General features: G+C 70.6%; 12 protein-coding genes. 4 read left to right on the forward strand and 8 right to left on the reverse strand.

Going from position 1 to position 13,934, the window contains the following annotated elements; all coding sequences use genetic code 11:
- Nucleotides 1–66: 66 nt before the first annotated feature.
- The 3 genes from FMP39_RS18215 to FMP39_RS18225 all read left to right on the forward strand — a co-directional run bounded on the left by FMP39_RS18215 (nt 67) and on the right by FMP39_RS18225 (nt 1,953).
- On the forward strand, nt 67–1,038 hold the full coding sequence (locus FMP39_RS18215; protein ID WP_141591625.1) for a COX15/CtaA family protein: 972 nt from the start codon (nt 67–69) through the stop codon (nt 1,036–1,038).
- Between the two features lie 201 nt (nt 1,039–1,239).
- The gene (locus FMP39_RS18220; protein WP_228558087.1) at nt 1,240–1,569 is read left to right on the forward strand and encodes a hypothetical protein; all 330 of its coding nucleotides are present in this window, start codon (nt 1,240–1,242) and stop codon (nt 1,567–1,569) included.
- A gap of 6 nt (nt 1,570–1,575) precedes the next feature.
- Complete coding sequence (locus FMP39_RS18225) at nt 1,576–1,953, forward strand: DUSAM domain-containing protein (RefSeq protein ID WP_090486224.1); 378 nt, start codon at nt 1,576–1,578, stop codon at nt 1,951–1,953.
- Between the two features lie 191 nt (nt 1,954–2,144).
- Here the strand turns inward: FMP39_RS18225 and FMP39_RS18230 are convergent, their stop codons facing one another.
- The 5 genes from FMP39_RS18230 to FMP39_RS18250 all read right to left on the reverse strand — a co-directional run bounded on the left by FMP39_RS18230 (nt 2,145) and on the right by FMP39_RS18250 (nt 7,885).
- The gene (locus tag FMP39_RS18230) at nt 2,145–3,659 is read right to left on the reverse strand and encodes a glycine betaine ABC transporter substrate-binding protein (protein WP_141591627.1); all 1,515 of its coding nucleotides are present in this window, start codon (nt 3,657–3,659) and stop codon (nt 2,145–2,147) included.
- Nucleotides 3,656–4,414: an ATP-binding cassette domain-containing protein gene (locus tag FMP39_RS18235; RefSeq protein WP_141591628.1), complete on the reverse strand. Its 759-nt coding sequence runs from the start codon at nt 4,412–4,414 to the stop codon at nt 3,656–3,658. The genes FMP39_RS18230 and FMP39_RS18235 overlap by 4 nt, the downstream gene beginning before the upstream one ends.
- Nucleotides 4,415–4,435: 21 nt before the next feature.
- A complete protein-coding gene (locus FMP39_RS18240) occupies nt 4,436–5,389 on the reverse strand; it encodes a hypothetical protein (protein ID WP_194858448.1) in 954 nt (317 codons plus the stop codon).
- Between the two features lie 67 nt (nt 5,390–5,456).
- Complete coding sequence (locus FMP39_RS18245) at nt 5,457–6,098, reverse strand: DUF4142 domain-containing protein (RefSeq protein WP_228558088.1); 642 nt, start codon at nt 6,096–6,098, stop codon at nt 5,457–5,459.
- Between the two features lie 137 nt (nt 6,099–6,235).
- The gene (locus tag FMP39_RS18250; protein WP_141591630.1) at nt 6,236–7,885 is read right to left on the reverse strand and encodes a mechanosensitive ion channel family protein; all 1,650 of its coding nucleotides are present in this window, start codon (nt 7,883–7,885) and stop codon (nt 6,236–6,238) included.
- 145 nt (nt 7,886–8,030) lie between these two features.
- Here FMP39_RS18250 and FMP39_RS18255 point away from each other — a divergent pair, with 145 nt between their 5' ends.
- Nucleotides 8,031–9,323: a glycosyltransferase gene (locus FMP39_RS18255; protein ID WP_228558089.1), complete on the forward strand. Its 1,293-nt coding sequence runs from the start codon at nt 8,031–8,033 to the stop codon at nt 9,321–9,323.
- Between the two features lie 56 nt (nt 9,324–9,379).
- Here FMP39_RS18255 and FMP39_RS18260 read toward each other — a convergent pair whose 3' ends face one another.
- The 3 genes from FMP39_RS18260 to FMP39_RS18270 are packed head-to-tail and all read right to left on the reverse strand — an operon-like array spanning nt 9,380 to nt 13,900.
- Nucleotides 9,380–10,111 (reverse strand): hypothetical protein, encoded by a 732-nt coding sequence (locus FMP39_RS18260; protein WP_228558090.1) that lies wholly within the window; start codon nt 10,109–10,111, stop codon nt 9,380–9,382.
- Nucleotides 10,112–10,164: 53 nt separating this feature from the next.
- A complete protein-coding gene (locus FMP39_RS18265) occupies nt 10,165–11,937 on the reverse strand; it encodes a hypothetical protein (RefSeq protein WP_141591633.1) in 1,773 nt (590 codons plus the stop codon).
- Nucleotides 11,938–11,977: 40 nt separating this feature from the next.
- Complete coding sequence (locus tag FMP39_RS18270; RefSeq protein ID WP_141591634.1) at nt 11,978–13,900, reverse strand: HEAT repeat domain-containing protein; 1,923 nt, start codon at nt 13,898–13,900, stop codon at nt 11,978–11,980.
- Nucleotides 13,901–13,934: the final 34 nt, after the last annotated feature.

The following is a 13,934-nucleotide window of genomic DNA, read 5'->3' on the forward strand; positions in this document are numbered from 1 at the left end:
CGGGGTGAGCCCCCAAGGGCCGTGTGGGACAGCGGCGAGGGGTGGAAGTGGGTTAAGGGGAGCGTGATGACCCACGCTGCCTCGTCCCGCCGGTTCCAGGCCTTCAGCCTGGGGGTGCTTGCCTTCACGCTGGTCGTGATTCTGTGGGGTGCCTTCGTGCGCGCCACGGGCTCGGGTGCCGGCTGCGGAGACCACTGGCCGGTGTGCAACGGCGAGGTCATCCCCCGGGCCCCCAGCGTCCAGACGCTCATCGAATACACGCACCGGCTGACGAGCGGCCTGGCGATGATTCTGGCGGTGGCGCTCTACGTCTGGGCCCGGAAGGGGCACGCCAAGGGCCACCCGGTGCGGAGCGCGGCGGCCTGGGCCCTGTTCTTCATGATGACGGAGGCGCTCGTCGGCGCGGGCATCGTGCTGCTGAAGTACGTGGCGGACAACGCCTCCGTGGGCCGGGCCCTGTGGATGGGCGTGCACCTGGTGAACACCTTCCTGCTGGTGGGCGCGCAGACGCTGGTCATCTGGTTCTCCCGGGGACGCGCCCCCTTGAGCCTGCGGGGACAGGGGCTGCCGGGCGCGCTGATGGGCCTGAGCATCCTGGGGCTGCTGGTGCTGGGCGTGAGTGGCGCCATCGCGGCGCTGGGGGACACCCTGTTCCCGTCCACCACGCTGGCGGAGGGCTTCCGCCAGGATATTTCGGAGACGGCGCACATCCTCATCAAGCTGCGGGTGCTGCACCCGCTGCTGGCGGTGAGCGTGGGCGCGTTCCTGGTGCTGGCGTCGCGGTGGGTGGCGCGGGTGCGGCCGTCGGAGGACGTGCGACGCGCGGCGTCCGCCATCACCGTGCTCTACGCGGTGCAACTGGGCGCGGGCGTCACCAACCTGCTGCTGCTGGCGCCGGTGTGGATGCAGCTGGTGCACCTGCTGCTGGCGGACTTCGTGTGGATGGCGGCGGTGGTGCTGTGCGCGGCGGGCCTGGCGGCGGATGCGCCCCGTGTGGTGGCTGAAGCCTCGCCTGCGTCGAGCGCCGAGCCGGTCTGACGGCGTTCGTCGTTATCGGACGCACGGGCGTGAGCGCCCCGCCCCGAAGTACTCATCCAGGGTGATACGCGCAGGGTGACGAGCCCGATACATGTGGCAGTCATGTCCAATCGGAACACCCGTCTTTCCCTTGCGTACGCGCTCGCGGCACTTGCACTGGGATGCTCCAGCAGCGCCACTGGCATTTCCAGCCGTCGCGACATGGCCCCTCAAGACGCGTACGCTCAAGCCGCCTGTCTGGACAGCGCGACATGTTGCATTCAGCGATTCGGCCCGGATGCGTGTGGCCTCTCCGCCACCGAGGCCGCTGTGCTCATGGCGGGCTCCCAGGTCGCGGCGGAGGCCGACGCGCCGGACGTCGATGACGCCCACAACACCAACCTGCCCGAGCGGAAGCGCCGCTGCATCGCGACCTACGCCGAGTGCAAGGACGACGACTGGCAGTGCTCCTGCTACGCCTGCTTCCGCTACTGCGAGGGCCAGCAGGAATGGCCCATCAACAAGTGCCGCCCCCGCCGGGGCAAGAGGTAACAGGGCATGGCGGATGAACTCGAGTGGGAGCCAGTACGAGCCCTCGCGCGGCGCGTGCGGGACGGTGAACGCCTGACGCTCACGGCGGAGGTGAGGGAAATGCTGGAACGCACCGCGCCGGAGGTAGGTATCGGCAAAGCCGACGCGGCAGCAGCCCTTGCCACGGCCGAAAAGGCCGAGGCCCTTCTGCTGGAATGCGCGCGCCGCATCAAGGAAGGCTCTGACCGCATTGTCGACGCGCTTTACCGTGCCAAGCGCCACCGAAAGGCCGGGGACTTCGACAGCGCCCGCCAGGAAATGCGGGAAGTGCTCGCCATCGAAGTGGTGCCACTCTATCGCGAGATCGCAGAGGGTCAGCTCGAAGACATGACAGAGGAGCCATGACGACGACAGGAGCACGACGGCTGCCGTGCGGCAGCTCTCGTTACGGTTCGTCGTGAGCATCCAGAGTGCGGCCTTCGACGCGCGGATGGGCTGGCGTCTGGACGATGACCTTCGCGCCTTCTCCCTTTCAGCGACTGTCTCGAGCGTGCCCTCGCGAGCGGCAACCGATTCTTCTGGCTCGACGAGCAGGACTAACGCGTCGAACGCACCGCAGTGCCCAGCCGCAGCCCCCGGGGCACCACCACACGCTCCACGGCGTCGAACAGGCCACTGGCTAGCAGTGCCAGCGCGGCTGCGGGGACCGCACCCTCCAAGATGAGCCGCACGTCATCCAACCGGATGCCCGTGAGAATCGGCTGGCCGTAGCCCCCTGCCCCCACCAGCGCACCCAGCGTGGCGGTGCCCACGTTGATGACCGCGGCCGTCTGGATGCCCGCGAGGATGGACGGCGCCGCCATGGGCAATTCGATGCGCCACAGCCGCGCCAGCGCGGGCAGGCCCAGCGCCTCCGCGGACTCGCGAACCTCGGGTGGGATTCCGGCCAACCCCGCCGCTGTGTTCCGGACAATGGGCAACAGGCTGTAGAGGAACAACGCGGCAATCGCCGGACGTGAGCCGATTCCCAGCAGCGGAATCATCACCACCAGCAGCGCCAGCGACGGCACCGTCTGGATGACACCCGTCAGCCCCAGCACCCCGCGCCCCAGCCGAGGCCGCCGCGCGGCCAGCACGCCCAAGGGCACCGCGAGCGCCATCGCCGCCAGCAGCGACACCCCCACCAGGAACAGGTGCTCACGCGTCCGCTGCCACACGCGAGAAGCCAGCCCGTCCCCACGCACCTCCGAAGTGACTCCCAGCGCCGTGGCGAGGAAACCCGACGCCACGCGGCCCTCCGACACGCGCTCCAGCCGGGCCCGCGCGTTGAGCTTCACCATGTCCTCCTCGGACACGCGGCCTTCCAGACGCAGCATCGCGGCCAGGGCCTCGGGCGCCCGCGCCTCCAGGTCGTCGCGATACAGCAGCACCGCGTCATACGCGGGGAAGTGGCGCAGGTCGTCCTCCAGCACACGCAACCCATAGGCCTCAATCTCCGCATCAGTGGAGTACAAGTCCGTGAGCTGGAGCGACCCGCTCTCCATGCCTCGGTACGCCAAATCATGGTCCAGCCCGCGCACGTCCCGCTGCGGCAGCCGGTAGCTGTCTCGCAATGCGGGCCAGCCATCCGCGCGGTCCATGAACTCGTTGCTGAAACCGAAGCGCAGCGAAGGATGGGCACGCAAATCAGAGATGCGGCGGATGCCCAGTCGCTCGGCCTCCGCTTCCTTCATGCCCAGCGCATACGTGTTGTTGAAGCCCAGCGGCTCGCTCATCCGAAGCCCAGACTCAGCCAGGGCCGCACGCAGCGCCGCGTCGTCCGGCAGGTCGCGCCCGGACAGCAACTCCTGTCGCAACGTGCCCGTGTACTCGGGGTACACGTCGAGCTCGCCCCGGCGCAACGCCTCCCAGAGCACGGCGGTACCGCCCAGCTCCCGCCGGTGCGTGACCCGCGCACCGGTGCTCCGCGCGAGCTGCGTCACCGCTTCACCCAAGATGACGGACTCGGTGAACTTCTTGGAGCCCACGCGCACCTGGGGCACGCCGTCCCCAGACGAGGACGCCCCGCCACACGCCCCCACGAGCAGCAACACCAGGAGCCACGCCCTCACGCCGCGCCTCCCAGCCCACCGCCAGGCAGAGGCCGCTGCGCCTGGATGAACCGGGTGACGAAGTCATCCGTCGGCCGCGCCTCCAAATCCGCGAGCCGTCCCTGCTGCACCACGCGTCCCTCTCGCATGAGCAGGATGCTGTCCCCCAGGAAGCCCGCCTCCGCCAGGTCATGCGTCACCAGCACCACCGTCTTGCGCAGCCGGGCGAAGATGCCGCGCAGGTCACCTTGCAGCTCGTGACGGACCAGCGGATCCAACGCGCCCAGGGGCTCGTCCAGCAGCAACACGTCCGGGTCCAACATCAACGCGCGCATGAGCGCCACCCGCTGACGCTGACCACCGGAGAGCTGCGAGGGATAGCGCGCCAGCGCGTCCGTGGGAAAGCGCGTCAACTCCACCAAAACATCCAGACGCTCGCGCGTCTTCGCCGCGGGCCAGCGCAGGTGCCTCGCCATGAGGGTGACGTTCTCCTCGCCCGTGAGATGCGGAAAGAGGCCGCCCCCCTGGAGCGCGTACCCCACGCGATGGCGCACCGCGAGCAGCGCATCCCCTCCCGTGGGCAGCGGCTTGCCATCGAAGAGGACGCGCCCGGTGTCACACGGCAGCAACCCGTTGAGCAGGCGCAGCAGCGTGGACTTGCCACAGCCGCTCGGTCCCAGCAGCACCGTGGTGCGTCCTGTCGGCAGGCTCAAGCTGAGCGGATGCAAGGCCTGCGTGGCCCCGTAGCACTTGGAGACGTCCTGGAGCTCGTACACGAGATGTCGTCCTTCGCTGCATCAAGGCAGGGTGAACGCGCCGTTGCAGACGGCGGGATACGGCGACTCAGAGGCCCGGTGACTGCACGCGGCGAAGAGCGCCCGGTCCTCCCACGTCACGGCCGCGGCCCACACGAGCAGCGGCCCCTCGGAAGAAGGCACCGTGAAGCGCGCGCATCGCGTGTCCAGGTTCTCCAGTCGGCAGGGAATCTCCTCGACGGGCCCCGCTCCCGGCAGCGCGTCCACCAACTCCGCCACGCTCTGCGAGCGCCAGCGCTCCGTCACCTGGGATTGGGCCGGTTCATAGAGGCTCCACAACAGCGATGCCCCCTCGCAGCGAATGCGTCCCGCGCGCGCCGTGGACGCGGCGAGCTGACATCCATCCGGCACGGCCAGGGCCCGCCATGGCAGGCGCGGCGGAACGAGCAGCGCCTCGCGTCCCAGCGTCTCGCCCTCGGGGCTGCCATTCGAGGCGAGGGACTCGAGCAACTCCAGGCAGCGCGCCAGCAAGGGCCGCACGGGCGCCTGGACCACGCACCCGAGCTGCCGCACCCGCCCCAGTGTCCCGGTGACAGCAGATGCATACCCGGCGGCGCGACAGTCCTCCGCCTCACACGCTTCGACACGGACCGAGGGCCACGGACTTCCCGCCAGCGGCAGCGCTTCCTCCACCACCGTGGCACCGGGCCCCAACCGTTCGGTGATTCGAGCCTGGGCCTCGGCCAGGGCCAGCTCGGGCGTCAGGTCCTCCCGCTCGGTCAGCCACACCGTCACGCCGTCGCAGCGGTACAGCCGCGAGTCGGCCCGGTCCGGCACCGGCGTGCACCCCTCGAACAAGGCGCGGGCTTCGGGGAGGAAGGGGCCCACGGGCGTCGCGCCCTCGGGGGCCACGGGTGACACACGAGGCGCGGGCGCGGCGCACGAGCACAGGGCCCCGGCCAGGTACACCCACAGCAGCCTCGCGGTGGTCCTCATGCCGCCGGAGTTAGGCGCCCCCTCTGCGTCACGTCAACCCGGCAGGCCGGGCGAATGAATGGCGCGTTCACTCGAATGACTCTTTCAGCCCTTGAGCCCGCTGCAAATGACGGTCCGCGAGGTTGCCCGTCCTGTCGAGCATGAGGGTGAACGCCCCATCGTTCTTGTACGTCGTCTGCGCCTGCTTCACGAGCCGCAGGCCTTCCTCCTGGTCCTCGATGACGCGCTTCAGGAAGGCCTCGTCGAAGTCCTGGCCCTGCGCCTTGCGGAGCACGTCCAGGTGCTGCTGGGCATACGCCACGGCCTGCTCCAGGCGGGCGTCCGCGCGCTGCATGGGCAGACTCGGCCCCGGGATGAGGCCCCCGTCCTTGCTCCCCGAGCCGCCAATCCCCGGGGTGGTCCGGGGCTGCGTGAGGTCCGCCACCACCATGTCCATGGACGGCGAGCTTCCCCACGCCTTCAAGTCCTGCAGGTGCCGGCGGTGGTCCTCCACCAGCCGCAACGCGAACTGCCGCACCTGCGGGTTGGCCGACTTCTCCAACGCCAGGTTGCCCGCCGCGATGGTCTTCGCGTCGAAGAGGGCGAGCTGTGCCAGGAGCAGGTCCCGCGCGGACAAGACGTTTCGCGTCTGCCCCGCCTGGGGCGCCTCCGCCCGGGCGGTGAGCCCCAGCAGGGGGCCGGTGCCCCACAGGGCCGCAAGGACCGCCACGCCGCCTGCTCTGCCAAGCCTTCCAGTCATGTCCACCTCCCGACGAAGCGATGTCCGAAGGTGGGTGCCGCGTGGCGCCCACGGCAAACACGGCCTGCCCGGCGGGGCCTCCCCATGGGGCCCCGTGAACACGAGACTCAGTCCTGGCGCTTGGCCGCTACCACGACGTTGGCGCCAGCGGCCCCGGACAGCGGCACCACGCCGAGCGTGACGGCGGCGCCATCCTGGATGTTCGCGTGGGTCGCCTCGGCGCGCAGCATCGGCAGGCCATGCGGCTGCTTCTGGAGGAACGCGATGAGCTTCTCACGAACCATGCAGCGCAAGTCCCACGCCTTGCCCGAATCCGGCGCGCTCACCAGCGCGCGCAGCTTGATGGTGCGCTCGGTGCACTCCGTCACCTGAAGGCCTGCCACCTTGCCGTCCCACAGGCCCACGCCGTCCGTCTCGCAGATGCGCCGCAGCTCGGCGCGAACCGCTGGCACGTCCGTGCGGAAGTCCACGAACACCTCCGCGGTGCCCATGATGTCCGGCGACACCTTGCTCCAGTTCTGGAAGGGCTTGTCGAGGAAGTGGCTCATCGGCACCACCAGCCGGCGCAAATCCCACACCTTCACGACGATGTACGTGAGGGTGATTTCCTCCACCCAGCCCCACTCGCCCTCCACGATGACGGTGTCGCCAATGCGCACCGGCTGGGTGATGGAGAGCTGGATGCCCGCCAGAAGGGTGGAGATGGACTTCTGCGCGGCGAGGCCCAGCACCAGGCCGGCGATGCCCGCGGAGGCCAGCAGCGACACCCCCACGTTGCGCACCGCCTCGAACTGGAGCAGCAGCAGCGAGCCCGCCACCAGCACCACGGTGCACTCGATGACCCGGCGCATGACGGCCAACTGCGTGCGCAGCCCGCGCACGCGCGCCACGTCCTGGCTCTCCGTCCCCACGCGGTGCTCCAGGAAGCCCGCCGCCAGCTTCACGAAGCGCATGAGGAACCACGCCAGCGACGCGATGACGAGCGAGCGCGCCACCAGGTCCACCAGGTGCTGCGCGGGCGGAGGCAACAGCAGCATCCGCGTGCCGGAAGCCACCACCAGCGCCGCCACCGGGTGCCGCAAGGGCCCCTTCCCCGCCGACACCAACTGGTCGTCCCACCCCGACTGCGTGATGCCCGTCGCCCGCGAGCCCACCCGCAGCGCCACCGCCTCCACCAGCCGGCCCGCCAGCCACGCCGCCACCAGCAGCACACCCAGGCCCAGCCACTGCCACAGCTCCAGCACCCACACCGGCCGCACGAAGAGCAGCGGCGGCAGCTTCTCCAGCACGGGCGAGCCGTACACGGCGAAGAGCGTGTCGATGGCGCGCACCGTGTCCTCGCTGAAGACCCAGACGGCCCCCTCCGGGCGCTCCATGCGCTGAAGGCGGATGTCCACCGCGCCGCGCGGCAGCGGAATCTGTCCCAGCGAGTCGTAGACGGGGTCGGCCGGGTCACCTTCCGGTTTCTGGCTGATGTTCGAGTAGTCCAGCCACAGCATCCGGTCCATCACGAACACCAGCCGCCGCGCCAGCCGCAGCCCCTCTTCCGCCTGCTGCTCCGGAGGCAGGTGGGACAGAGACAGATAGTGGGGCGCGCGCGCCGCGTCCCGCGCATGGGCCGCGTCCAGGAAGCCCGCCGTTGTCGCCATGGGCGTGCGGCGATCCACATCCACTGGGGGCTCGCCCAGCCCTCCATTCAGCGCGAACCCCGGCAGGGGCAGCAGCAACATCAGGAGCAGGGCGAAGCCACGGCGCATGTCGTTTCCTTCGAAATCTGGAGGGAGATGATTTGAACACCAACAATCATGAACGACACGGGCTGTCCAGGCCCCACGTCACGGCGCGTCACGGCGGACTGCCCGTCGGGCGGGCGGGCGGACCCGCGCTGCTACGCTGGGCGTCATGGCGAGGATTCTCATGGCGGCCCACCCCACGGCGGGTCACACCAACGCACTGCGCGCCATTGGTGGGCGCTTGCGTGAGCTCGGCCACGACCTGGCCATCGCAACGGTCGTGGCGCCGGCGCGCTTTCCCGGCCTGATGCCAGAGCCGCTGCGCTTCGCCGCCCAGCTTCCGGAAGCCCTGCGCCAGGACGGACTCAGGCTGGTGCCACTGCGCCCTTCTCCGGCCGCGCTCTGGTACGGCGCGCGCATCACCCGGGCCCAGGGGCTCGACGAGCTGGGGTGGGCGCTCCGGCTGTTCACCACCGGCATGGAGGGGCATGCACGGCGCATCGCCGAGGAAATCGAAGCCTCTGGGACTGACGTCGTGCTGGCGGACTACCTCATGCCCGCGGCCCTGCTCGCGGCCCGGAAGACGCGGCGCCCCTATGTGGCGCTGTATCATTCCGCCCTTCCCTTCCCCGTGGAGGGCGCGGCGCCTTTTGGGAGTGGGCTCGAGGACGACACCCCCCGCGATGCCGCATGGACCCAGGCCGAGCAACGGGGGCTCGCGCTGCTGCGCTGGTTCGATGCGCGTGTCGCCCGTGCCGCGAAGAGGCTGCGCGTCCCCTTGAAGACGAACGGCCTGCTCGCGGCGCCCATCTCCGACGACCTCAACCTGATGGCGACGACCCCGGCGCTGGAGCCCGGCCTCGATCCGCTGCCCGGCCCGGTGGAGATGACCGGCCCGTGCCTGCCCCGGCCCGCGCCCGCGAACCTGGATGACCCCGCGCTCACCGACATCCGGCCCGGCCGCACGCACGTCTACGTGTCACTGGGCACGGTGTTCAATGACCAGCCGCACGTCTTCCACGCCATCCTGGACGGGCTGGCGCGGCATGACGTGGACGTGGTGGTCAGCGCGGGCGCCAGCTTCGAACGGCTCCAGGCTCGCGCGGGCCCGCGCACGCAGGTGTTCCGCCGCGTTCCCCAGGTGCCCCTGCTTCAGAAGGTGGACCTGGTGGTGACGCACGGTGGGAACAACACCGTGCAGGAATCGCTCGCGGCCGGGCGGCCCATGGTCGTCGTGCCCTTCGGCGGCGACCAGCTCGCGAACGCGCGGCGCGTGGAGCGGCTGGGCGTGGGCCGCGCCGTGCTGCCATCCGCGCTGAGCGCCGGCGCCATCGCCCACGCGCTCACCCAGGTGTCCCAGCCAGAAGTGGCCACCAAGGCCCGCGCCCTGGCCGCGACGCTGGAGGGTGTGGACGGCACCGAACGCGCGGCCCAGGCCGTGCTGCGGCTCCTCACGACATGACACGGGGCGGAGCGTCCCCCTCCGCGCGCTCCGCCCCGCATCCGTCCCCGCTCGCCTCAGGGCGTGCAGGCGCCGTGCGTCACGCTGGTGCACGGGTCGCTGGCGCCACACCGCGTCCAGCGCGCGCAGCGAAGCGCGTTGTAGTCCTCGAACGCCTGCACGCTCGTGGTGCGCCGGCCCTGGCTCTGCGACTCCAGGCACAGCTCGTAGTCGGTGATGGGCGTGTTGGGGATTTCATAGACAGTCTCATCCGCCGCCAGCATCCCGCTGGCGCTGGCACACTGCAGCGCGTTCGCGGGCGAGCTCGCGCGGACCTCCACCACGCGCCGGGCGCACAGGTTCGTGTCCTGGATGCCCACCGTGTACACCGTGCCATTCGGGTCGCAGGTGTGCGCCGCCACGGACTGGCAGCTCCCGCTGACACACACGGCGTTCGCGCGGCAGAACTGGCTGTTCCCCGACGAGACGCAGCACGCCTCGCCCACTTCGCCGCAGTTGCGGCAGCGCTCGCCCGCGGCCTCCATGACACACGTCAACGTGCCACTGCAGGACGTGGTGCCCGCGTTGACGCAGCAAGCGCCGCCTTCGTTGCCACACGGCTCACACGTGCCGCTGCGGCAGACCAGCCCGGCGTTGCAGCTGGCGGAGTCCGTCCTGCAGGCACAGCCGTTGGTTCCATACTGGCTGGGGGAACACGACGATGAGCTGCTCTGGCAACCGCCGCAGCCCGCCAGGAGCGCCATGAACACCATCATCAGCCCCCGAAGAAGGGGAAGGTTCGATTTCACGAGGAAGGTCCTTGTTTGTGGAAGTGTGGAAGTCGTGCTGGCCGGAATGCGGCTCACGGGCTCAGCACCAGGTGGACGCGCTGCCCCTGTCCATCCAGGGCCTGCACCAGCACGCTGAAGTCGTCGGCGAGCGCGAGCGCCCTCAGGACGCGGTAGCCGGCCTTCTTCAACTCCTCCGGCAGCACCTCATCCAACCGCGTGGCCGTCTTCCCATCGGGTGAGGCGAGGAAGGGCACCTGCGTCTTGCCGTCCTCGGCGGTGGCGGTCCCCAGCACCCAGCCTCCGTCGTTGATGGCCACGGCCTTCGCGGACACGGCGCCCTTGGGCATCGGCAGCCACCGGGCCTCCTCCTGCCGCGACCAGACGAAAGGACGAGGGCGCTTGTCCGAATCGAGCGCGGTGCCCACGAACACCCCCACGTCGTTCAGCGCGGTGACCTCGGACTCGTTGTCCAGCAGCACCTGCACCTCCTTGCCGTAGACGCGCGCGGCGCGGAGCCCCTTCTCCGTCTCCAGCGTCACCGCCACCTCCCCCAGCGCGTTGAAGAGGACGCGGCTCGGGAGCAGCTCGGACAGGCCGGGGTGCCGCGCGGGCCCCACCTCGTCCACGCGGTAGATGCTCTTGCCATCGTTCGGGTCACGCACCAGCAGCGTGCCGTGTGCGTTGGCCGTCACGGCCTCCCAGCCTTCCAGCCACTGCTCCGCGCCCGCCTTCACGTCCTCCGAACGGAGCAGGAACGCGTTGGGGCCCTTGGAGGTGTATGCCGTGCCGAAGATGTCCCCCGTCGAGTTGACGCCCGCCACGCGCACCTGCTCCGCGCCGAGCACCTCGTTCAGCCAGTACGCCTCGCCCTTGCCCGTCAGCAGGACGTCCGACTCCGCCTCCTTGTACCGGGCAATCACCGCCCCACCGTTGAGCAGGTGCACGGGGGCGTAGAGCGAATCGATGAGGTACCAGCGCACGAAGGGGAAGACATGTACGAGGCACGGGCGCACGCCCACCTTCACGCTCTTCCGGACGCCGCCCGACGCGCCGTAGACGACGGTGGGCCCCGTCCAGTAGGGCGGCAGGCGCAGCGTGAAGCGCGCGGAGCGCTGGCCCTCGGGGACGCGCACGGGCAGCACGCCCACGCTCGCGTCCACGCTCATCAGGTCCACCAGGATGCCGCCGGTGGGCGCGGGGCTGCTGAGCACCACGTCGCCGGACAGCTCGCTGGGCCCCGAGGACGGGCAACGGCTGCTGGGGGTGACGACCGCCATCGACGACAGCCGGGGGCGCGGGACGCCGCCATACGCGACGAACTGCTTCACCTGGACGTCCTCCGTGAAGTCGATGTCGAAGATGAAGGTCTTGTAGCCGCTCACCTTCGCGCTGGAGCCAGGCGCAAGGGTCAGCTCCACGTTGTGGGGGCAGGCGGCGCTGTCACAGAAGGGGTCATCCGAGCCACGCACCTGCCGGGCGTAGGCCTTGAGCGTCCCACGCACCCGCGTCACGTAGGTGGAGTCCCCCAGGTTGTAGCGGCTGGGCAAGGTGTCATCGAAGGTCCAGGTGATGACGTTCCCGGAGCGCGAGCCATACATGTGCAGCACCAGGTCCGAGTTGAGACCGAACTGCCGCGCCGGCACGTTGAGGTTCAGCGTGTTCGCCGCCTTCGGCAGCAGCCAGTAGCCGGTGGCGTAGTCATTGCCTTTCACGCGGATGCGCGCGGCGTTGAGCCGGATGTTCGTGCCGCGCCACACGTCGTCCACGACGTCCGCGTGGGCGGCCTGCGCCAGGAAGAAGCCAAGCAGGGCCAGGGGCAACAGCCCGTTGAGACTGCGTTTCATGAGGACCTCGACTGCGGTGGGTGGGTTGAAGCGAAGGGGCTCAGCCGCCGCGGCTGGCCGAGGCCTGGGCCATCAGCGCCATGACGCGGGCCCGGGTGGCGGGCTGCTGGCCGGGACGGACCGAGAGGGCCTGGAGCATCCGGAGGACGGCGGTGCTGTCGTCCATGCGGGGGGTGAGGACGTTGAGCAGCGCGGCCTCGGCTCCCGGCGCCAACTGCCCCGCCACGACCCAGCCGCTCAGGCGCTCCAACTCGGGTGCGCCCAGGGTGCGCGCATTCAGCGCGTCCAGCAGCGCGCCTTGCACAGCACGCGCTGGCTCGGACATCAGCGCGTCCAGCAACATGTGCGTGGCGGCCTCCTGGGGCGCGGTGCGCAGGGCCCCCGCGGCGGCGGAGCGCACCTCGGGCGCCTCGTCACGCAAGTGGGGCGACGCCAGGTCCATGACGCGCTCCGTGCCGCTGTTGCCCAGCGCGCGCAGGGAGTGCTCCAGCGACTCGGCGTTGTCCGCGCGTGCCAGGGCGTCCTCCAGCGGGCGCAGGAACTCGGCCACCTCGGGGCTGCCCGCGGGCAGGCGGGAGACGACGGCGCCCAGGGCGTAGGCGGACGCGCGCTCGGCGCCGACGTCACCGGCGGTCCGGGCCTCCGTGTTCATCCGCGCCAGCAGCCGGCCCGTCTCGGGCTCCGGCTCGCGGAGGAGGCCCGCGCGCTGCACCATCAGCCCATGCGCGCCGGCATGCTCGCGGGCCTCCGTGGAGACAATCAGCTCGCGCAGCGTGGCCTGGGCCTCTGCGTGCCCCGCGCCGGCCAGAAGGTCCAGCATCAGCTCGCGCATCGCGGGAGACCTGCCCTTCTGGAGGAACAGTTGCCCCAGCTCACCGGCCCGGTGGGGCTCCAGCTCGAGCGCGGCGATGGCCCGCCGCGCGAAGGTGCCCAGCTCGGGGATGGCGCCGGGGTCGGTGGCGGACGCCAACACCTGGAGCGCCGCGTCCACCGTCATGCCGTCGGCCTGGCTGGTCGTCAGCGCCAGTTCCTCATCGCCCTCGAAAGCCACCTGCGACGGCGCGCGGACAATGGGCTTGTCCTCCGTGGCCGGCGGCAGGGGCTTCTGCTGACGCGTGGAGAACGCGAGGCGCAGGCGGACGCGCCGCGACATCAGCGAGCGGCCATCGGTGTGCGTGGCATCCAGGATTTCGTCGTGGGACACCCCGGCCAGGAAGCCCTCCGGGTCCCGGTCGAACTGTGTGAGGGAGCTCAGCGTCTGCCGGAAGGCTGGCGCCGTGGCGGCGGCCCGCAGGGACTGGTAGCGCGCGCGGCGGCGCGTCAGGCGCGCGTCCTCGCCGTCGAACTGGAAGCGCGCCTCCACCTCGCCCGTCTGCGTGGACTCGATGACGCTCCACTCGGCGGCGTCGCGCAGCTCCGTGGGGAACAACTCCGCCGCCAGCGTCTGCGCGACCTGGCGGAACAGGGGCGGCTCCGCGTCGGAGAACCGGACGGCCACGAGCGCGCCCCGGGCGTCCAGCTCCAGCCACGCTGAAGCCGTCTGAGGCAGGTGCGCCTGCACGGCCGCGGCATCGGGGAAGAGCGCCTGTCCGGAGAGCGTCGCGTCGTGCCGGTCCAGCCGCTTCACCGCCAGTCGCACGCGCGCGCCCTTCGCGCGAACCTCCAGGGCCTGGAGCGTCAGCTCACCCTCCAGGCTCAGTGTGCCGTCCATCGTCTGGGGCGCCTCCCCCTGCTGCGGAACGGGGAGCGCCACGCGCTGCAAGTCGTTCCAGACGAAGTGGTACGTGCGCTCCTCCCCCACGGTCCACCGATAGAGCGGCAGCCGGGAGGCGCTCACGGGCGCGGCGGCCACCACGGCTTCCGGCGCGGCGTGATGGAAGTAGGACCAGACGGGCACCGCGCCCACGAACAGCAGGGTGGTGGTCAGCGCGGCCGTGCGGACGGCGAGCCTCGAGCGACGCATGAAGGACTCCAGACAATGAGGGAGAAGCGCCGCC

This window comes from Myxococcus sp. AB056, assembly GCF_006547365.1.
Lineage (GTDB): Bacteria > Myxococcota > Myxococcia > Myxococcales > Myxococcaceae > Myxococcus > Myxococcus virescens.